Source organism: Saccharopolyspora sp. NPDC003752 (assembly GCF_053605825.1).
Genome location: NZ_JBSGJZ010000006.1, coordinates 73421 through 91076 on the forward strand (window position 1 = coordinate 73421; position 17656 = coordinate 91076).

Below are 17656 nucleotides of genomic sequence, written 5' to 3' on the forward strand. Positions count from 1 at the left end.
TCAGGGGAGCAGCAGTCACGCAACCAGGGCCACCGCCATCACCGCCAGGGCCGCGTACACCGCGACCGCCACCCGCAGGCCGAAGCGCAGCAGGGCGTGTTCCGCGACGCCCGCGCCCTTCGCGCGGTCGCCCGCCACGGCCAGGACCAGCATGATCATCGGCAACGAGGTGAAGACGGCATGGCCCGCCGCGCTGTTCTGCAGGGCCGCGAACCACACGTCCAGGCCGCTCGGGGCGAGCTGCTCCTGCAGCGGCATCATCAGCGCGTTGCCGCCGACGTTGGAGCCGGTGAGGAAGCCGCTGAGCATGCCGAGCGCGGGCGCGGCCAGCGCGATGACCAGCGGTGGCGCCGTGGCGACCGCCGCGCCCAGCTGCTCGATCATGCCGCTGTCCGCCATCAGCCGGCCGAGCACGACGAAACCGGTAAGGGCCAGCAGCGGACGTCCGACGCGAGCCAGCGCGGCCTGGGCATCCGGGGCGTGCGGGCGGCCGCGGTCCAACAGCAGGGCGGCGGCCAGCAGCGGGAGGCACGGCGAGGACAGCAGCGCGAAGCTCGCGTTGCCCGCGTGCAGCTCCAGGGGAGGAACTCCGGCCGCCTTCGCCGCGCGGGTGAGGGCGATGCCGCCGAGGACGAGGCCGTAGGCCCGCAGGACCGCCCGCGGCGGCAGCAGCCGACCGCCCGGCCCGGTGCGGCGAACCGCGCACACCACCAGCCCGATCGCCGTGGTCAGCAGCCCGGCAAGCACGCCCGCCGGCTGGACCACGCCCGCCAGGTTGAGCCCCAGCAAACCGAGCGAGAGAGACCCGCCCGCGAGCACCGCCGCGATGGCGGCGCGGAGCCGGCGCTGCGGGCGGGCCAACAGCGCCGCCCACGCGGTGACCAGCGGGAAGACCAGGCAGCTGGTGACCGCGGTGGCGGTGCCCAGGACTGCCGCGTCCGTGCCTGCGAGCGCGGCGCCGATGACGGTCGCGAGCCCGAGAGTGCCCCACGGCATGATGTTCATGCCGAGCATGGCCTGCCGCAGCGCGGTCTCGGGCGGCGCGAGGGCGAGCAGCACCGGCACGGTGACCAGCAGGGACACCCCGAAGCCGGTGAGCGCCTCCACCGTGGGGGCGATGCCCGCCACCACGAGGGCGATCTTCGCCGGGCCGGGCAGCGGCAGCCCGCGCACCCATTCCTGCAGCGATCGGTGCACGCCCCGGCGGGTGAGCACCTGGCTGAGGTAGACGCCGGGCAGCATGACCGCGGCGGCGTTGAGCACCAGCAGGCCGGCCCCGCCGGCTCCGTCGGTCAGCGCGTCGTCCGGCAGCGCGAAGTCCGGCAGCCACCAGGTCAGCAGCACGGCCAGCACGGCGCCCGCGACCGCCGCCCAGTGCGCCGGCCGGCGCAGCACCGTGATCATTCCCAGCACCATGACGAGCGGGGACACCGCCATCGCCCACACCATCGTTCCGCCTTTCGCTCCGCACCGGCTCGGACCCAGCCTCGCGGCGCGACCGGCGGCGGTCTTGAACGAAAGTTCAGGGGCGGATCGCGCCGGGCGTGACCCCGAAGTACCGCTTGCAGACGCGGGTCAGGTGGGCCTGATCGGCGAAGCCCGTGGCGGCGGCGACCTCCGCAGGCCGCTGCCCGGCCAGCAGCAGCCGGCGGGCGCGGTTGGCGCGCAGCCGCAGCAGGTAGGCGTGCGGCGGCAGCCCGTACTCCCGGCGGAAGGCGGTGATGAGCGAGGCCCGCGGCATGCCGGCGGCGGCGCTGAGCTCCGCCACGGTGACGGGCTCGGTCCACCTGTCGTGCAGCAGTTGCCGGGCAAGCGCCGGGCCGCGGCGCCCGCCGGACGCGGGGGAGGCCGCCCGCCCGGTGCGGGCGTGCCGGTGCAGCACCGCACCCAGGCCGCCGAGCAGCAGGGACTCCGCGGTCAGCGGGTCGCCGGCGTGCTCCTGCTCCCGGTGAACGCGGCGCAGCCGGTCGAACAGCGCGGCGTCCCGCACGGCGGTGTCGGGGAACCAGACGTCACTGGTGCCGAGGTGCTCGCGGGCCAGTTCGGCGACCATCGCGGTGTCGAAGTAGAACATCCGGTACCGCCAGCCGGTTTCGTCGGCGGCGAAGCCGGTGTGCACCTGACCCGGGTTCAAGACGACCAGCTGCCCGGCCGGGATCACCACCTTGCCGCCCGCCATGTGCAGCCCCTCCGCGCCCTGCTCGATGACGCCGACGGGCGAGTTGCTCGTGGCTGTGCCGGTCGAAGGCGAAGCGCTGGAAGCGGGCGGCCAGCAGCTCCACCTGCGAACCGCCGGGCGCGGCCCACAGCCGCGCGTGCTCGCCTTCCGCGGTCAGCTCTGGCCCTGGCGGCGGGCGACCCAGGCCGCGGCCTGGGTGCGGCGTTCCATGCCGAGCTTCGCCAGCACCGAGGTCACGTAGTTCTTCACCGTCTTCTCCGCCAGGAACAGCCGCTCGGCGATCTGCCGGTTCGTCAGCCCCTCGCCGATCAGCTCCAGCACCTTGCGCTCCCGCTCGGTCAGCGCCGCGAGCTCGTCGGGTTCGGGGCTGGTGGACTTGCGCAGCCTGTCCAGCACCCGGCCGGTGGTGACCGGGTCCAGCAGCGACCGCCCGGCCGCGACCTCGCGCACCGCGTTGACCAGGTCCTGCCCGCGCACCTGCTTCAGCAGGTAGCCGGACGCCCCGGCGTTGATCGCGCCGACCAGCGCGCTCTCGTCGTCGAAGGCGGTGAGCACGAGGCAGTACGGCGGCTCGGGCAGGGCGCGCAGCTTGCGGCACAGCTCCAGGCCGTCGCCGTCGGGCAGCCGCATGTCGATGACCGCGACGTCGGGCCCGGTCGCCTGCGCTCGCACCAGGGCTTCGCCGACGCCGCCGGCCTCCGCCACGATCTCGACGTCGTCCTCGGTGTCCAGCAGGTCGCGGAGCCCGCGCCGGACCACCTCATGATCATCGACTAGCAGGACCCTCACTGGCACGCACCCCACGCTACGTACGTGCTCGGCGGGCGGTGAGCTGAGGGTTGCCTGACAAACCGGGAATTCGCGGCTACTTCTTGACCTTCTTCGCGCCCTTGATCGCGCCGACGGTCTGGTGGGTGTGCGCGGAGACCTTGCGCGCGCGGCGCTTGGCCCGGTAGCCGACGGACGGCTTGCCGCCGGTGTCGACCGCGGTGATCAGCAGCCCGCCGAGCAGCCCGACGTTCTTGAGGAAGTGGATCTGCTGGTTGGCGCGTTCCTGCGGGTCATCGATCTCCCAGAACGCGTGCGCGGCCAGCGTCGTGGGCACGACGCTCCCGGCGAGCAGCATCGCGGCCAGCCGGGGGAACCTGCCGATCGCCAGCAGGGTCCCGGCGCCGATCTTCACCGCCCCGTCGATGCGCACCAGCGTTTCCGGATCGGTCGGGAAGTGCTCGGGAAGCGAGTCCTTGAGCGGTGCCGTCGTCTTCTCCAACAGCGGCGCGGCGGCCTTCGCGTGGCTCGGCGCATCGCGCAACGCCCCGATCCCGCCGTAGATGAAGATCGCGGCGAGCATCGGCCGGGCCAAACGGCGAATGAGCATCTGGGACCTCCTGGGTGGTCGGCCGGTGCGCCCGACGGTACTCACTCGGATCGCGCTCCGCCTGATCGTCCGCACCGCCGGGCGAATCACTGGGGACCGGCTCGTCAGAGCTGCTCGACGCGGGCGAAGACCTCGTCCCACGCCGCGGCGACCTGCCGCGCGCACAGCTCCGGCGACACCCCGCCGACGCCGGTGCCCAGGCCGGGCATCGCGACGGACCGGGCCACGTGCCGGACCGGCGTGCCGTTCTCCAGGACCGCGCTCGCCCAGAGCCGCAGCACGGCCCGCGCCGCGAGGTACGGGTGCACCGTGTCGGCGGGCAGCCGCTCGCCGGGTTCCCGCATGGTGGGAGCGCTGATCAGCCAGATCGGGTTCGGGGCGCCGGTGGGCACCAGCAACGCCTCGCCGACCGGCAGCTCGCCGCCGTGGTAGGCCAGCACCGCGCTGCGGACCTGCTCCTCCACCTCGGGGAAGGTGCGGGCGTACACCGCGTCGATGCCGCCGCGCATCCAGCCGTAGGAGTTCGCCGGGCTCACCACCGCGTCGACCTGCAGGTCGAGGACCGATCCCTGGTGCACGGAGAGGCCGGCTCGGCTGTCGGCGATGTCGTGCCAGGCGGCGGCCAGCGGCTCGTCCAGCGCGCAGAGGACGAGCTGCAGCTCCGGCTTCGCTCCATCCGCTGAGCGCCCCGAATCTGCGGTCACGCCCCACAGCATCGCAGGAATGCACGGCGCGGTGGCATCGGGTAGGTCACACCTGGCGCCGATTCCGGCCGCCGGTCCCTCGGGTGCCGCAGGACGAGGAAGGTCGACGCAATCCAGCCGCGCATCCGGACGATCGTCGAGTACGTCTTTCGGGGGTCTCGATTGCGCCATCGGAACCTGCACGCGTGCCGGGGGCGTCTCCTCTTAGTCTGGGCGGGTGCCACAAATCGCGTATCTCGGCCCGCCGGGCACCTTCACCGAACAGGCCACCCGGCAGTTGACCGGTGGTTTCGACGCCGAACTCGTGCCCTTCGAGACCGTGCCGCTGGCGCTGGCCGCGGTGCGCGCCGGCGACGTGCTGGCCGCCGGGGTGCCGGTGGAGAACTCGGTCGAAGGCTCGGTGCCGGCCACGCTGGACGCGCTGACCACCGACGATCCGCTGGTCGCGGTGCAGGAGGCCGTGCTGCCGGTGCAGTTCGACCTGCTGGCCCGGCCCGGCATCGCGCTGTCCGAGATCGCCACCGTCGCGAGCCACCCGCACGCGCTCGCGCAGGTCCGCGGCTGGCTGGCCGAGAACCTGCCGGGCGCCAGCGTCCACGCCGCCAGCTCCACCGCCGCCGGGGCGGCCGCGGCGGCGGCCGGCGAGTTCGACGCGGCGATCTCCGCGCCGGTGGCCATCGAGCACTACCCGTCGCTGGTGCGGCTCGCCGGCGGCGTCGCCGACGTGCGCGACGCGGTCACCCGGTTCCTGCTGGTCCGCCGCCCCGGCGCGCTGCCGGAGCCCACCGGCGCGGACCGCACGTCGGTGTGCGCGGTGATCAGCGACGAGGTCGGCACGCTGGCCGACATGCTGGCCGAGCTGTCGCTGCGCGGCATCAACCTCAGCCGCATCGAGTCCCGGCCCCTGCGCGAGCGGTTCGGCGAGTACCGGTTCTTCCTCGACTTCGACGGGCACGTCGCGGACGCCCGGATCGGCGACGCGCTGGCCGCGCTGCACCGCCGCTGCAGCACCGTCTGGTTTCTCGGCTCCTACCCGAAGGCGGACCGCTCGCCGGCCGGCGTCCGCCCGTCGGCCTCGGAGCAGGCGTTCGAAGTCGCGGCGAAGTGGCTCGACGACGTCCGGGCGGGGCGGTTGGCATGACCGAGTTGCTGCTGGAAGCGCCGACCGGATTGCGCCTGATCCTCGCCCGCCACGGGCAAACCCCGGCCAACGTGGCGCACCTGCTCGACACGCTGCCGCCGGGCCCCGGCCTGACCGAGCTCGGCCAGCAGCAGGCGGCCCGGCTCGCCGAGCGGCTGGCCGACGAGAAGATCGTCTCGGTGCACGCGAGCCGCGCGGTGCGCGCGCAGCAGACGGCGCAGCCGCTCGCGCAACGGCACCGGCTGCCGCTTGAGGTCGTCGACGGAACGCACGAGGTCTACGTCGGCGAGCTGGAAGGCCGCGGCGACCAGGAGGCGCTGCAGATCTTCGACGACGTCTACGAGAGCTGGCACGCCGGGCGGCTCGACGTGCCGATGCCCGGCGGGGAAACCGGCCGCGAGGCGGTGACCCGGTTCGTCGAGGGGGCCCGCAACGCCATCGACGGAGCGGGTGACGGCGCGGTGGCGCTGGTCAGCCACGGCGCGATGCTGCGGCTCGCGGCGTGCGCCCTGGCGGCGAACGTCGACGGCGCCCACGCCAACGCGAGGTACCTGCCGAACACGGGCGTGATCGTCCTCGAAGCCGACCCCGACGCCCGGACGGGCTGGCGCTGCCTCTCCTGGGACGGCCTCGACGCGCCCTGACCCCAGTTTCAATTGAAACTGCAGGTCGGAACCCCGGAGGACCCGATACCAGTTTCGATTTGAAACTGCGGTTTCGGGGGTCTCGGGTGTCCAGTTTCAATTGAAACTGGACACCACCGGTGGTGGGCTCAGCCCCAGCCGAGGGCGTGGAGCTTCTCGTCGTCGATGCCGAAGTGGTGCGCGATCTCATGAACTACCGTCACGGCCACCTCGTCGACCACTTCGTCCTCGTCCGCGCACATGTCCAGCAGCGGTTCGCGGTAGATCGTGATCCGGTCCGGCAGCACGCCGCTGTAGGTGCTGTCCCGCTCCGTCAGCGCGATGCCCTCGTACAGCCCGAGCAGCGACGGGTCCTCGGGGTTGGCGTCCTCCACCAGCACCACGACGTTGTTCATCGCCGCCGCGAACTCCGCGGGCAGCAGGTCGAGGGCGTCGCCCACCAGCTCCTCGAACCGAACGCGGGTCATCTCCACCGGCATGACCCCGTTCTACCGCACCCGGGCGTCAGCGGGGCTCGGTCGCGGGCACACCCGGCTCGATCGGCGCGGTGTCCTTCTGCGCCGGTTCCCTGCCGACCTGCACCTGCCCCTTGACGCCGCCGGTCACCGGCGCGAGCCCGCTGCCGTCCGGCAGCTGCGCGCTGACCTTGCAGTTGACCTGCCGCGATCCGGCGTCCCAGCTCTCGGGCGCCAGCGTGTCCCAGTAGACGATCAGGCCCTTGTCCTTGGCGACGGTCGGGCCGCCCGCGTACTGGCCGGTCAGCTCCTCGCACCTGGTCGCCAGGAAGTCGTCCTGCGGCTTCTCCTCCGGGTAGCCGCCGGGGAACTGCGCGCCCAGGTCGACCAGGCCGGTGATCTCCACCGCGTGCGGCCGGGCGCAGTCCACCGGGTCCCACACGGCGGTGCCGTTGATGCCCAGGCAGCGGCCGACCGGGTAGACGTTGGACTGGTCCGTGTTCGCCGCGCTGCCGGTGATCGGGTAGAGCTTGCCGGACGGCCCAGGCTGCTGGATGCCGCAGTGCAGCGTCCGGTCGGCGTCGCCCCAGCCCTCCTCGCTCGGCGTGAACGCGCCCACGTTGAACCTGCCGTGCGGGTCGAACCGGTTCGACAGGAACTGCTTCGACACCTCGGTGCAGTGCTGCTGCTTGAGCTGCTGCCACTGCTCGGTGTCCGGGAACGGGGCGGCGGGGCCGAACTCCTGGCCCAGCTCCGCGCTGCCGGTGACCTGGAAGAGGTGGGGCTCGTTGCAGGTGACCTTGCGGATGTCGGCGGCGTCGGGCTCGGTCCAGTTCAGGCAGTCGCCCGCGGCGGCCTCGAAGACCACCTCCGGCGCCGGTGCCGAGCCGATCCTGCCGGACCCGCCGACGCCGGGTCCGCCGCCGGTCGGCCAGTTCAGCGCCGCGCTGACCACCAGGATCAGGAGGGCGCCGATGGCAGCCGAGATCATCACGAGCCGGGTGTTGGGCTTGTTCCGGCCTGGTCTGGGAGGGGAATCGGGCGCTGCCATCGATCACATGATGCCTCGCCGCGTGGCGGCGTGCGCGGCGCCATCGCAGATGTTCGGAACCGATTCGTTGCCGGACACGTCGCCACGGTAGGTAATGTTGCGTTCGGGAGTGGGGCTATGACGGAAGATGGCAAGCCAGTGGCAGACGACGACCGGCAGCAGTGGGGCGGGGGGAACCCGCCGGGCAACCCGGAGCAACCGGAGCAACCGGTGTCGCCCGACGCGGCGGGGCGCGGCCGGATCCGGTACCAGGACGAGAACACGACGCCGCGCGAGCCGACGCTGGCCGAGCAGCGCGCCCGCATCGCCGCGGAGAAGCGCCGTGAGGAGCAGCACAACGCCGAACTGGCGGCTGCCGAGGCGAAGACGAAGAGGCGGCGCCGCATCATGATCGGCGGCGGTGCGACGGTCGGCGTCGTTGCGCTGGTGGCCGCGATGTACTCCGCGTCGGAGATCAGCAACGAGGCCAACGCCTCCCAGGAGTACTGCGCCACGGACCAGTCCGGCCAGCCCGGAGTCCGCGACCAGGACCAGTTCTGCGACGAGAACTACGTGAACACCCACCAGGGCTATCACAGCGGCGGCATGTTCTTCATGCCGATCTTCCTGCCTGGTGGTGGGATCGGCGGCTACAACTCCTACCGGTACGCCTACACGCCCGCCGGTGTGTCGGCGCCGCCGGTCGGCTCGCCCGCGTCCGGGTCGTCGTTCACCAAGCCGTCCGGCTCGACGATCAAGGACAGCAGCGGCAAGACCATCCAGCGCGGTGGGTTCGGCATCAACAACAAGAGCGGCAGTAGCGGGAGCTGACGAGTGCAGCGCAGGACCACGGCACGACGACCGGACTGGCAGGCCAAGGTCGAGGAGCTCGGGCTCGTCTTCGGCACGCCCGCGCGCGCGGCCGACGGCTCGGCCCGGCCCTACTGGGACGAGGGCGTGCACTACGAGTTCAGCCTCGACGAGGTGCTCTCGCTGGAGGCCGACGTCGAGCTGCTGCACTCGATGTGCCTGGACGCCGTCGACCACGTCGTCACCACCGAGCGCTACAAGGACTTCGGCATCCCGGAGTGGGTCTGGCCGCACATCGCCGAGTCCTGGAAGCGCCACGACCCGCACCTGTACGGCCGGTTCGACCTGCGCTACGACGGCACCGGCCCGGCGAAGCTGCTGGAGTACAACGCCGACACCCCGACGTCGCTGCTGGAGGCGGCGGTCGTGCAGTGGCACTGGCTGACCGAGTGCCACGAGGGCGACGACCAGTGGAACTCCATCCACGAGAAGCTCGTCGAGCGCTGGGGCGAGATCAAGGATCAGCTGGCCACCAGCGAGGCGCACTTCACCTGGTCGTCCGCCGACGTCACCGGTGAGGACAACATCACCGCGGCCTACCTGCAGGAGACCGCCGCGGAGGCCGGGCTGGACACCGTCGGCCTGCCCATCGAGGAGATCGGCTGGGACAGCCTGCTGGAGCGCTTCGTCGACCTCGAAGAAGCGCCGATGAACTCCGTCGTCAAGATCTACCCCTGGGAGTGGATGGTCGACGACGACTTCGGCAAGCACGCCGTCAAGACGCTGCCGGCCACGCAGTGGATCGAACCGCTGTGGAAGATGCTGCTGTCCAACAAGGCGCTGCTGGCGATCCTGTGGGAGATGCACCCGGGGCACCCGAACCTGCTGCCGACGTTCCTCGACCAGCCCGGGCTGCTCACGGAGTACGTGCGCAAGCCGCGCCTGGGCCGCGAGGGCAACAACATCCAGGTCGTCGCGCCGGGCTGGGAGACCGAGACGAGCGGCGTGTACGGCGAGGAGGGCTACGTCTACCAGGCGTTCGACCCGCTGCCGGAGTTCGACGGGATGCGCCCCGCGCTCGGCGCCTGGGTGGTCGGCGACTCCTCGGCGGGCCTGGGCATCCGCGAGACGGCGGGCCTGATCACCGACGACGGCGCGGCCTTCGTCCCGCACCGCATCCCCCGCACCGCCTGACACCTACGAGCCTCGCGACCCGCTGAAACCGGGTGCCTCGCACCCGTGCGCGCAGGCGACGGCGTTGAGCGCACCCTGCGGGTCGGTACGTCGGCGGCGCGGACTACGCTGACCAGCTGTGATCGACCTGAAGACGCTACGCGATGATCCGGAAGCGGTGCGCGCTTCGCAGCGCGCGCGAGGAGAGGACGCGTCCCTGGTGGATGCGCTGCTGTCCGCCGACGAGCGTCGCAGGTCCGCGGTGTCCCGGGCGGACAACCTGCGCGCGGAGCAGAAGCAGCTCGGCAAGCAGGTCGGCAAGGCCAAGGGCGAGGAGCGCGACGCCCTGCTGGCCCGCGCCAAGGAGCTCGCCGCCCAGGTCAAGGAGGCCGAGGCGGAGCAGTCGGCCGGTGACGAGGAGCTGCTGCGGGCCCAGAAGGCCGTCTCCAACATCGTCGAGCCCGACGTGCCGCCGGGCGGCGAGGACGACTACGCCGTGCTCAAGCACGTCGGCGTCCCGCGGGAGTTCGACTTCGAGATCAAGGACCACGTCGAGCTGGGCACCGCGATCGGCGCCTTCGACATGGAGCGCGGCGCGAAGGTCTCGGGCGCCCGGTTCTACTTCCTGACCGGCATCGGCGCGCAGCTGGAGCTGGCGCTGCTGAACATGGCCGCCGCGCAGGCCGCCGCCGCCGGTTTCACGCTGGTCGTGCCGCCGGTGCTGGTGCGCCCGGAGATCATGGAGGGCACCGGGTTCCTCGGCGCGCACTCCACCGAGGTGTACCGGCTGGAGGAGGACGACCTCTACCTGGTCGGCACCTCCGAGGTCCCGCTGGCCGGCTACCACGCGGGCGAGATCGTGGACTTCTCCGCCGGGCCGCTGCGCTACGCGGGCTGGTCGACGTGCTTCCGCCGGGAGGCCGGGTCCTACGGCCGGGACACCCGCGGCATCATCCGCGTGCACCAGTTCAACAAGCTGGAGATGTTCGTCTACTGCCGGGAGGACGAGGCCCGCGACGAGCACGAGCGGCTGCTGGCGTGGGAAGAGGAGATGCTCGCCAAGATCGAGGTGCCCTACCGGGTGATCGACACGGCGGCGGGGGATCTCGGTGCCAGCGCGGCCCGCAAGTACGACTGCGAGGCGTGGGTGCCGAGCCAGCAGACGTACCGCGAGCTGACCTCGACGTCGAACTGCACCACGTTCCAGGCGCGGCGGCTGAACACCCGCTACCGCGACGAGGACGGCCGCCCGCAGATCGCGGCCACCCTCAACGGCACGCTGGCGACGACCCGCTGGATCGTCGCGATCCTGGAGAACCACCAGCAGCCGGACGGCTCGGTGCGAGTGCCCGAGGCGCTGCGCCCGTTCCTCGGCGGCCGCGAGGTCCTCGAACCCAAGTGATCGACCACGGGCAGGGCCGCAGTTTCAATTGAAACCGCGGCCCTGCCCGTGTCCGGCCCGCAGTTTCAATTGAAACTGCGGAAACCCGGTGACCAGCGGCGTCATGCCGCCTTGGTGATCTCCGCGGCGAGACCGCGGTCCAGCGTCGCCCGCACCAGGGCCGCCGCCAGGCGGGCGAGTTCGTGCCCTTCGACGAGCTCCGCGAGCTCGTCCGGATCGGTCGGCAGGCCCAGCTTCTCCGCGCCCGCCAGCGCCTTCTTGTCGAAGAACGGCCGGAGTTCCGGCCACACCAGCTGCACCTCGCGGCAGAAGATGTCCGCGCCCACCGGGCCGAGCCGGGGCAGCTCGGTGAGCCTCTCCTGCAGCACGTCGATGTCTCCGTCCGCTTTCGCCTGGATCCGCCGGAGATCCCCGTGGTACCGGTCGATCAGCAGCTGCGCGCCCTTGCCGAGCGCCGTCGCGGTGCTCTCGTCGTACCGCGCGTAGTGCCCGCGGTCGAGCGCATCGACGCGCTGCTGCCAGGTCGCATCGCACATCTTCTGCGGCGTCCCGAACTCCGCGAGTTCCCGCGCGGCCGACACCGCCAGCTCGGCCTTGATCCGGGTGGACATCAGCACCGCCAGCACCAGCAGCCGGTACAGGGGGGCGGGCTTGTTCGCCAGCGAGATCCCGGCCTGGGCGGCGTAGGTGGTGCCCGCCTCGTCCAGCAGGCGTTGCACGACGTTCTCCGCCGACATCGTCACCACCTCCTGCCGCGCAAGGCCTACCCGGCGACCGCCGGGGGCACACCTGCGAGCACGGCGAGCCCGCGGTACCCGACTTATGGTGGGGGCGTGTCGGACACTCCTTCGCAGGCCCGCGCCCTGGCCGGTCTCGGCGACCGGATCCGCCGGCTGCGGGCGACGCACGGGCTGGACCAGGCGCACCTGGCGGAGCGGGCCGGCCTGGGCGTGGCGCTGCTGGGGAACGTGGAGCGCGGTGACGCGACACCGTCCCTGGACGTGCTGGCCCAGCTGGCGACCGCGCTGGGCGTCGGGCTGTCCGAGCTGTTCACGGACAACAAGCCGGGGCCGGCCGTGATGGTGTCGCGCGGCGACGAGGTGCCGACGGTCGACACCGACGGCATGGCCTTGCAGGTGCTGACGCCGCGCGCGGTGATCCCCGGGCTTTACGCCGCCCGCTACCGGATTTCGCCGTCCAGCGAGGGAGTGCGGCCGGTCCGGCACGAGGGCCACGACTGGCTCTACGTGCTCAGCGGGCAGCTGCACGTCGAGTTCGACCAGGGGACGACGACCTTGCGGGCCGGCGACAGCGTCAGCTTCAGCTCCCGCGTCCCGCACCGTCTCTCGGCGCTCGGCGGCAAGCCCGCGGAGTTCCTCGCGGTCGGGGCGACGCTGCAGACGTCGCCCCGCGGCGAGGCTTGATCACTCCTGCCAGATCTCCTTGACCTCGACGATGTTGTCGTCCGCGTCGACCTTGAACTCGGCGTAGATGGTGTCCGTGTTGAACCGCAGCGCCGTGCCCATCTCCTTGCCGGTGCAGCTCTGTTCCGCCATGGCGTGCTCGTCGGAGCAGAGCCCGTACACGGCGTTGACCTTCGCGTCCTGGGACAGGTGCAGCTGGCGGGTCTTCGAGTCGGCCGGGTCGGGCGCCAGGAACTTCTTGTCCTTCACCGCGTCCGGGCCCGGGTCCTGGTACTTGGCGACCTTGAACTCCAGCATGCCGCTGTCGCGGTCGTAGTGGCCGACCTCGGCGTAGAAGGTCGTGTTCGGGAAGCGCTTCTTCTGCGTCGGTTCGGTGGATCCGGTGTTCTCGTCCGATCCGGTGCTCGGCTGGCTCTGCTCGGTGCCCGCCGCCGGCTGCGGTGCCGCTGCCGTGGTGCCGCCCGGTGTCTGCCCGCAGCCCGCGGTGACCAGCGCGGTCAGCGCGAGCGCGGCGAACGGCAGAACGGCGAACCGGCGGGAGCGTGTGGTGCTTTGCATGCCCCGTGAGATGCGCCGGAGCGTGCTCGAGTTGTCACGGGGAGGTCACAACTCGGGGAGGACCTCCGAGGCGATCTCCTCGACGGTGGACTCCTTGCCCGCGTAGGGCTCATCGGCCCGCGGCCAATGCGTGATGACGTCGGTGAAGCCGAGCTCGGCGGCCCGGCCGACCACGTCCCGGAAGTGGTCCACACTGGACATCGAGTACACCGGACCGGCGTCCACCTGCAGGTACCGGTCGACCTTCGCCGGGTCCCGGCCCTGCTCGGCGAGCACCTCGGCGAACCGCAGCGACAGCTCCCCGACCGACCGCCACCAGGCCTCCGGGTCGTCGGCCTCCCGCCCGGTGGTCACCCAGCCCTGGCCGTACCGGGCCGCCAGCCGCATCGACCGCGGCCCGTTGGCGGCGATCACGAACGGCATCCGGGGCAGCTGCACGCAGCCGGGCGCCCGGTGGGCCTGGACGGCCGTGTAGTACTCGCCGGAGTGGTCGGTGCAGTCGCGGGTGAGGATCTGGTCGAGCAGCTCGACGAACTCGGTGAACCGGTCGACGCGCTGCCCGGCGGTCAGCTCCGGGCGGCCGAGCACGTGCGCGTCGAAGCCGACGCCACCGGCGCCGATGCCCAGGGTGATGCGGCCGTCGGCGATGTCGTCCAGCGCGGTCAGCTCCCGCGCGAAGTGCGCGGGGTGCCGGAAGTTCGGCGACGCGACCAGGGTGCCCAGCCGGATCGTCGAGGTGACCGTGGCGGCCGCGGTCAGCGTCGGAACCGCGTCGAACCACGGTTTGTCCACAAGGGACCGCCAACCGAGGTGGTCGTAGGTCCACGCGTGGGCGAAGCCGTACTCCTCGGCCATCCGCCACAGCGGCTCGGCGGCCCACCACCGGTGTTCGGGCAAAATCACGATCCCAACTCGCACGCCGTCGACCGTACTGGTACCGCCCCGCCCTTATCGACCCGATCAGGTGATGCGGAAACGTGGCCCGGGTCGCGGCGGCGGGTCCTCGGCTCCTGAGCGGCGACCGGGACCAGGCAGGATGGCGGCGTGCGCAAACCTGGCCTGGTGGCATCGGACGTGGACGGAACCCTGCTCGACCCGATGGAGCGGGTGAGCCCGCGAACCGCGCGGACGGTGCAGCGGGTGGTGGCGTCGGGAACGCCGTTCGTCCTGGTCACGGGGCGTCCGCCGCGCTGGGTGCCGATGGTGGTCGAGGGCCTGGGCGTGTCCGGGGTGACGGTGTGCGCGAACGGCGCGGTGCTCTACGACGCGGCCGCCGACCGGGTGCTGCAAAGCCACGTGATCGACCCGGTGCTGCTGCACGACGTGGCCCGCGAGCTGCGGCACGAGCTGCCGGGCTGCGCTTTCGCGGTGGAGCGGACCACCGACAGGGCGCGGGACCGGCTGCACGAGCAGTTCCTCGCCGAGGTGGGCTTCCGCCGGGCGTGGCCGAATTCGGACATCCGGGTGGCCGGCACCGACGAGCTGACCGGCAAGCCGGCGGTGAAGCTGCTGGTCCTGCACGAGCACATGACCAGCGCGGAGATGGCCGCGGCGGCGGGCGAGGTGCTGGGCTCGCAGCTGCAGCTGACCTACTCGACCACGGCGGGCCTGATCGAGCTCTCGGCGCCGGGCGTGGACAAGGCGACGGGGCTGGCGGAGGTGGCCGAGGAGCTCGGCGTGGCCCAGGCGGACGTGATCGCCTTCGGCGACATGCCCAACGACGTGCCGATGCTGGAGTGGGCGGGCCACGGCGTGGCGATGCGCAACGCCCACAAGGAGGCCCTGGCGGCGGCCGACGAGGTCACGATCACCAACGCCGAGGACGGCGTCGCGCACGTCCTCGACCGCTGGTGGTGACCGCAGTTTCAATTGAAACTGCGGTCACGGGTTACGGCCGGTGGTCGCGTTGCATGGCCGTCGCGCGGGCGCGGATCTCGTCGAGTCGCTCGTAGCCGCGCTGACCCGGGCAGGCCGTCCTGCTGACGTCGCGGTGGCCGAAGATCGTCGGTAGCGGGACCGTCGCACCGGCCGGGAAGTGCGAGTTGTTGGCGGGCCCCGCGATCAGCTCGGTGCGGCCGTCCGCGGCCACCCGCGCCGTGCCCAGCCTCCACGCGCTGATCGCCGCGACCGACTCGATGGTGTCGGGGGACGGCACGACGCCGTCGTAGTTGCCCATCATCGACACGCCGAACGTGCCTTGGTTGAAGCCCCGCGCGTGCCCGCCGACGATGGCGTCGCGCAGCCCGCCCGCGCGGCCCTCGAAGATCGTGCCGCACTTGTCGACCAGCGCGTGGTAGCCGATGTCGCCCCACTTCAGCTCGACGGCGTGGTAGCGGTAGATCGCCCGCACGATGGCGGCCGACTCGCGGCAGCCGTAGTCGTTGGTCCCCGCGGTGTGGTGCACCACGACGGCCTTGGTCTCGGTGCGTTCCGGCGGCCAGGTCATCTGGCCTTCGTCGGCGCCCCACTGCGCGCGGCCGACGACCGGCGGCTGGCCGGGAGCGGTCGAGCGAGGCGCCGCGGCCGGTGCCGTGCCCGGGTCGATCGCGACGAGCTCCAGATCACCGGTCACGTCGACGCCGCCCCGGCTGGCCCGCACCTGCGCGGTGTCGGCGCGGCCGGTCCACAGCGGTTCGCTGCCCTGCGGGGTGTCGCGGTCGGGGGCCGAGTCGATCGGCTCCAGCGGCGTCCACGGGGTCCAGCCGGAACCGGTCCGGGTGCGCACCTCGATGTGCTCCGGCGCCGGCCCGCGCCAGGTCAGTCCGACCAGGTCGAAAGCGCGGTCGGCGTGCACCTCCCGCGTCGCGTCGCGGGTCAGCGGCGCGTCGCGCAACGCGATCCGGGTGCTGGTGGTCTCGGGGGGCTCCGCCGAGGCGGGCAGAGCGGTGGAGGCGAGCAGCAGTGCGATCGGAACGCTCAACCGGAGACGCATGGTCGATACCTCGCTTCCGCACGGCGATCTGGGCTGTGCGAGGCGAGTATGCGGTGGGCGCCGATCAGCCGCCGCTCCAACTGCTCTGGACGAGTGACCACCCTCCGCCGTCCGATGTGGACAACGTCCGCAATTTCAATGAGGTTTTTCCAACCTCGTTCTGCGTGGCGGTGCGGGTGGCGGAACCTCAGAGGCTCCCTGGTCTGTGGGTGCCCTGACTTATGTATGTCCAATACACGGCGTCAGGGCCGTCCTCGCCAGGAAGCCTCTGAGAACCCGCGGCGGTGCGAGCTGCGTAGGTGGGCTATGCGCCTGCGGCGCATGCGACACCTCATCGACGTACGGCTTCGCGGGCCGCGGCTGCGGGCCGACCAGGATGAAAAACGTTCAATGGAAATCAGATCTTCGATTTCCATTGAAATTGCGGGACATCGGCGTGTCGGGACACGACACGCCGGAGGATGTGGACAACTTCTACGGTTTCAATGGAAATCGGATCTTCGATTTCAATGGAAGTTGCGGGGCGTCCGGGGGCGGGCGGAAGCGGAGGTAGGCGACCGCGGCGGCGATCAGGAAACCGATGCCGATCAGCGTGTAGGCGTTGCCGACGACCTGCTGCGCGAACGTCCAGTCCAGCTCGCGGTCCTCGGTGTTCGGCAGGTACCACTGCGGACCGACGAGCACCGTCAGCGCGCACAACCCGACCGCGAGCAGCACGCCGTACCAGCGGTGCCGCAGCGACATCGCGAACAGCAGCGCCAGCGCCGGCCCGGCCCAGACCCAGTGGTGCGACCAGGAGATCGGCGAAACCAGCAGCACCAGCACGGCGTTGAGCACCAGCGCCAGCGGCACGTTGTCCATCCGCAGCGCGTACCGCATGCCGAGGACCGCCAGCACGAGCAGCAGCACCGAACCGAGCAGCCACAGCGAGTTCAGCTCGAACCCGGTCAGCGACTGCTTCGCAAGCAGGCTCCGCAGCGTGAGGTTTCCGGCGTAGACGGTGCCGAAGGAGTCCCCCGTGGACAGCATCTTCTCCAGCCACCAGTCGGCCGAGTCCTTCGGCGCGGCGATCCACCCGATCAGCACGGTGGCGGCGAAGGTGGCGCCGGTCACGGCCATCGCCCGGTAGTCCCGGCGCAGCAGGAGCAGCAGCAGGAAGCCCAGCGGTGTGAGCTTGATCGCCGCCGCGATGCCCACCAGCAGCCCGCGCGGCCACCGGGTGCGCGGCAGCAGGCAGTCGGCCGCGACCAGCGCCATCAGCACCAGGTTGATCTGCCCGTAGTTGATCGTCTCGCGGGACGGCTCGATCAGCGTGAACCACGGCATCAGCACCGCCGTGGCCACCGCGACCTGCCCGGCGCGCGGCGCGAGGTAGCTGGACGAGCGGGCCAGCGAGTAGGCGGTGACGAGGATCGCGATGTGCGACAGCACCGCCACCAGCACCACCGCGCCGTCCACCGACAGCCAGGTCAGCGGGATGAACAGCAGCGCCGCGAACGGCGGGTAGATGAACGGCAACGTGCCGTAGTCCGGCGTCTCCGGCGTCAGGTCGGCGCCGTACACCTGGTAGCCATTCAGCCACGCGCGGGCACCGAGCCGGTAGATCTCGGTGTCCATGTAGCCGCGGGTGTCGATCCAGTGCACGAACCAGATCGCGAGGATCTCGACGATCACCGCCGCGACCAGCAGTACCCGCCCATCACGTGCGCGTGCCAAAACCGATGCTCACCGCCCCCTGGAATGCGGCGCGGCGCACTCGCGTCGCGCCGGGCGCGATGTTATCGAAGGCACGACACGCCGGTCGGGTCGCCTGACGAGTAATAACA

General features: G+C 71.7%; 19 protein-coding genes. 7 read left to right on the forward strand and 12 right to left on the reverse strand.

Features of this window, described 5'->3' with window-relative positions:
• Positions 1–15: 15 nt before the first annotated feature.
• The 5 genes from ACWEV3_RS09950 to ACWEV3_RS09970 form a co-directional block, all read right to left on the reverse strand.
• Positions 16–1437, reverse strand: a complete 1422-nt coding sequence (locus ACWEV3_RS09950) for an L-lactate permease (RefSeq protein WP_452613495.1) — start codon at positions 1435–1437, stop codon at positions 16–18.
• A gap of 85 nt (positions 1438–1522) precedes the next feature.
• Entirely contained in the window at positions 1523–2206 is a 684-nt protein-coding gene (locus ACWEV3_RS09955) for a helix-turn-helix domain-containing protein (RefSeq protein ID WP_452613710.1), read from the reverse strand.
• Positions 2207–2332: 126 nt separating this feature from the next.
• Positions 2333–2974: a response regulator gene (locus tag ACWEV3_RS09960; protein WP_165967919.1), complete on the reverse strand. Its 642-nt coding sequence runs from the start codon at positions 2972–2974 to the stop codon at positions 2333–2335.
• A 70-nt stretch (positions 2975–3044) separates the two neighbouring features.
• Positions 3045–3557, reverse strand: coding sequence for a DoxX family protein (locus ACWEV3_RS09965; protein WP_452613496.1), 513 nt, complete (start codon positions 3555–3557; stop codon positions 3045–3047).
• Positions 3558–3661: 104 nt separating this feature from the next.
• A complete protein-coding gene (locus ACWEV3_RS09970) occupies positions 3662–4273 on the reverse strand; it encodes a macro domain-containing protein (RefSeq protein ID WP_358567929.1) in 612 nt (203 codons plus the stop codon).
• Positions 4274–4478: 205 nt separating this feature from the next.
• Between ACWEV3_RS09970 and pheA the strand changes: the two genes are divergently transcribed.
• Together pheA and ACWEV3_RS09980 are read left to right on the forward strand one after the other, a co-directional pair.
• Positions 4479–5402 (forward strand): prephenate dehydratase, encoded by a 924-nt coding sequence (gene pheA / locus ACWEV3_RS09975; protein WP_452613497.1) that lies wholly within the window; start codon positions 4479–4481, stop codon positions 5400–5402.
• Positions 5399–6046 carry a histidine phosphatase family protein gene (locus ACWEV3_RS09980; protein WP_452613498.1) on the forward strand — a complete coding sequence of 216 codons (648 nt, stop codon included), beginning with the start codon at positions 5399–5401 and terminating at the stop codon, positions 6044–6046. Before pheA ends, ACWEV3_RS09980 begins: the two co-directional genes overlap by 4 nt.
• Before the next feature lie 128 nt (positions 6047–6174).
• Here the strand turns inward: ACWEV3_RS09980 and ACWEV3_RS09985 are convergent, their stop codons facing one another.
• Both ACWEV3_RS09985 and ACWEV3_RS09990 read right to left on the reverse strand, forming a co-directional pair.
• Positions 6175–6525, reverse strand: a complete 351-nt coding sequence (locus tag ACWEV3_RS09985) for a metallopeptidase family protein (RefSeq protein WP_452613499.1) — start codon at positions 6523–6525, stop codon at positions 6175–6177.
• A gap of 25 nt (positions 6526–6550) precedes the next feature.
• On the reverse strand, positions 6551–7552 hold the full coding sequence (locus tag ACWEV3_RS09990) for a septum formation family protein (RefSeq protein WP_452613500.1): 1002 nt from the start codon (positions 7550–7552) through the stop codon (positions 6551–6553).
• Between the two features lie 138 nt (positions 7553–7690).
• On the opposite strand from ACWEV3_RS09990, the gene ACWEV3_RS09995 reads away from it, so the two are divergent.
• The 3 genes from ACWEV3_RS09995 (at position 7691) to serS (ending at position 10916) form a co-directional block, all read left to right on the forward strand.
• On the forward strand, positions 7691–8362 hold the full coding sequence (locus ACWEV3_RS09995; RefSeq protein ID WP_452613501.1) for a hypothetical protein: 672 nt from the start codon (positions 7691–7693) through the stop codon (positions 8360–8362).
• 3 nt (positions 8363–8365) lie between these two features.
• Positions 8366–9535 carry a glutathionylspermidine synthase family protein gene (locus tag ACWEV3_RS10000; RefSeq protein ID WP_452613502.1) on the forward strand — a complete coding sequence of 390 codons (1170 nt, stop codon included), beginning with the start codon at positions 8366–8368 and terminating at the stop codon, positions 9533–9535.
• Between the two features lie 118 nt (positions 9536–9653).
• Positions 9654–10916 carry a serine--tRNA ligase gene (serS, locus tag ACWEV3_RS10005; RefSeq protein ID WP_452613503.1) on the forward strand — a complete coding sequence of 421 codons (1263 nt, stop codon included), beginning with the start codon at positions 9654–9656 and terminating at the stop codon, positions 10914–10916.
• A gap of 101 nt (positions 10917–11017) precedes the next feature.
• Here the strand turns inward: serS and ACWEV3_RS10010 are convergent, their stop codons facing one another.
• Positions 11018–11653, reverse strand: coding sequence for an endonuclease (locus tag ACWEV3_RS10010; protein WP_452613504.1), 636 nt, complete (start codon positions 11651–11653; stop codon positions 11018–11020).
• 96 nt (positions 11654–11749) lie between these two features.
• Between ACWEV3_RS10010 and ACWEV3_RS10015 the strand changes: the two genes are divergently transcribed.
• Positions 11750–12340 carry a helix-turn-helix domain-containing protein gene (locus tag ACWEV3_RS10015; RefSeq protein WP_452613505.1) on the forward strand — a complete coding sequence of 197 codons (591 nt, stop codon included), beginning with the start codon at positions 11750–11752 and terminating at the stop codon, positions 12338–12340.
• Here ACWEV3_RS10015 and ACWEV3_RS10020 read toward each other — a convergent pair whose 3' ends face one another.
• Both ACWEV3_RS10020 and ACWEV3_RS10025 read right to left on the reverse strand, forming a co-directional pair.
• Positions 12341–12898, reverse strand: a complete 558-nt coding sequence (locus ACWEV3_RS10020) for a hypothetical protein (RefSeq protein WP_452613506.1) — start codon at positions 12896–12898, stop codon at positions 12341–12343.
• Positions 12899–12943: 45 nt separating this feature from the next.
• Positions 12944–13816 carry an LLM class flavin-dependent oxidoreductase gene (locus ACWEV3_RS10025; protein WP_452613507.1) on the reverse strand — a complete coding sequence of 291 codons (873 nt, stop codon included), beginning with the start codon at positions 13814–13816 and terminating at the stop codon, positions 12944–12946.
• Between the two features lie 126 nt (positions 13817–13942).
• Between ACWEV3_RS10025 and ACWEV3_RS10030 the strand changes: the two genes are divergently transcribed.
• Positions 13943–14755 (forward strand): HAD family hydrolase, encoded by an 813-nt coding sequence (locus ACWEV3_RS10030; protein WP_452613508.1) that lies wholly within the window; start codon positions 13943–13945, stop codon positions 14753–14755.
• Positions 14756–14786: 31 nt separating this feature from the next.
• Here the strand turns inward: ACWEV3_RS10030 and ACWEV3_RS10035 are convergent, their stop codons facing one another.
• Both ACWEV3_RS10035 and ACWEV3_RS10040 read right to left on the reverse strand, forming a co-directional pair.
• Entirely contained in the window at positions 14787–15818 is a 1032-nt protein-coding gene (locus ACWEV3_RS10035) for a peptidoglycan recognition protein family protein (RefSeq protein ID WP_452613509.1), read from the reverse strand.
• 486 nt (positions 15819–16304) lie between these two features.
• On the reverse strand, positions 16305–17546 hold the full coding sequence (locus ACWEV3_RS10040) for a glycosyltransferase 87 family protein (RefSeq protein ID WP_452613510.1): 1242 nt from the start codon (positions 17544–17546) through the stop codon (positions 16305–16307).
• Positions 17547–17656 lie beyond the last annotated feature (110 nt).

What these genes read in the sequence shown, in the direction of transcription:
- ACWEV3_RS09950 (WP_452613495.1), bottom strand. Translation starts at nt 1,437, where the DNA reads ATGGCGGTGTCCCCGCTCGTCATGGTGCTGGGAATGATCACGGTGCTG.
- ACWEV3_RS09965 (WP_452613496.1), bottom strand. Translation starts at nt 3,557, where the DNA reads ATGCTCATTCGCCGTTTGGCCCGGCCGATGCTCGCCGCGATCTTCATC.
- ACWEV3_RS09970 (WP_358567929.1), bottom strand. Translation starts at nt 4,273, where the DNA reads ATGCTGTGGGGCGTGACCGCAGATTCGGGGCGCTCAGCGGATGGAGCG.
- ACWEV3_RS09980 (WP_452613498.1), top strand. Translation starts at nt 5,399, where the DNA reads ATGACCGAGTTGCTGCTGGAAGCGCCGACCGGATTGCGCCTGATCCTC.
- ACWEV3_RS09985 (WP_452613499.1), bottom strand. Translation starts at nt 6,525, where the DNA reads ATGCCGGTGGAGATGACCCGCGTTCGGTTCGAGGAGCTGGTGGGCGAC.
- ACWEV3_RS09990 (WP_452613500.1), bottom strand. Translation starts at nt 7,552, where the DNA reads ATGGCAGCGCCCGATTCCCCTCCCAGACCAGGCCGGAACAAGCCCAAC.
- ACWEV3_RS10010 (WP_452613504.1), bottom strand. Translation starts at nt 11,653, where the DNA reads ATGTCGGCGGAGAACGTCGTGCAACGCCTGCTGGACGAGGCGGGCACC.
- ACWEV3_RS10020 (WP_452613506.1), bottom strand. Translation starts at nt 12,898, where the DNA reads ATGCAAAGCACCACACGCTCCCGCCGGTTCGCCGTTCTGCCGTTCGCC.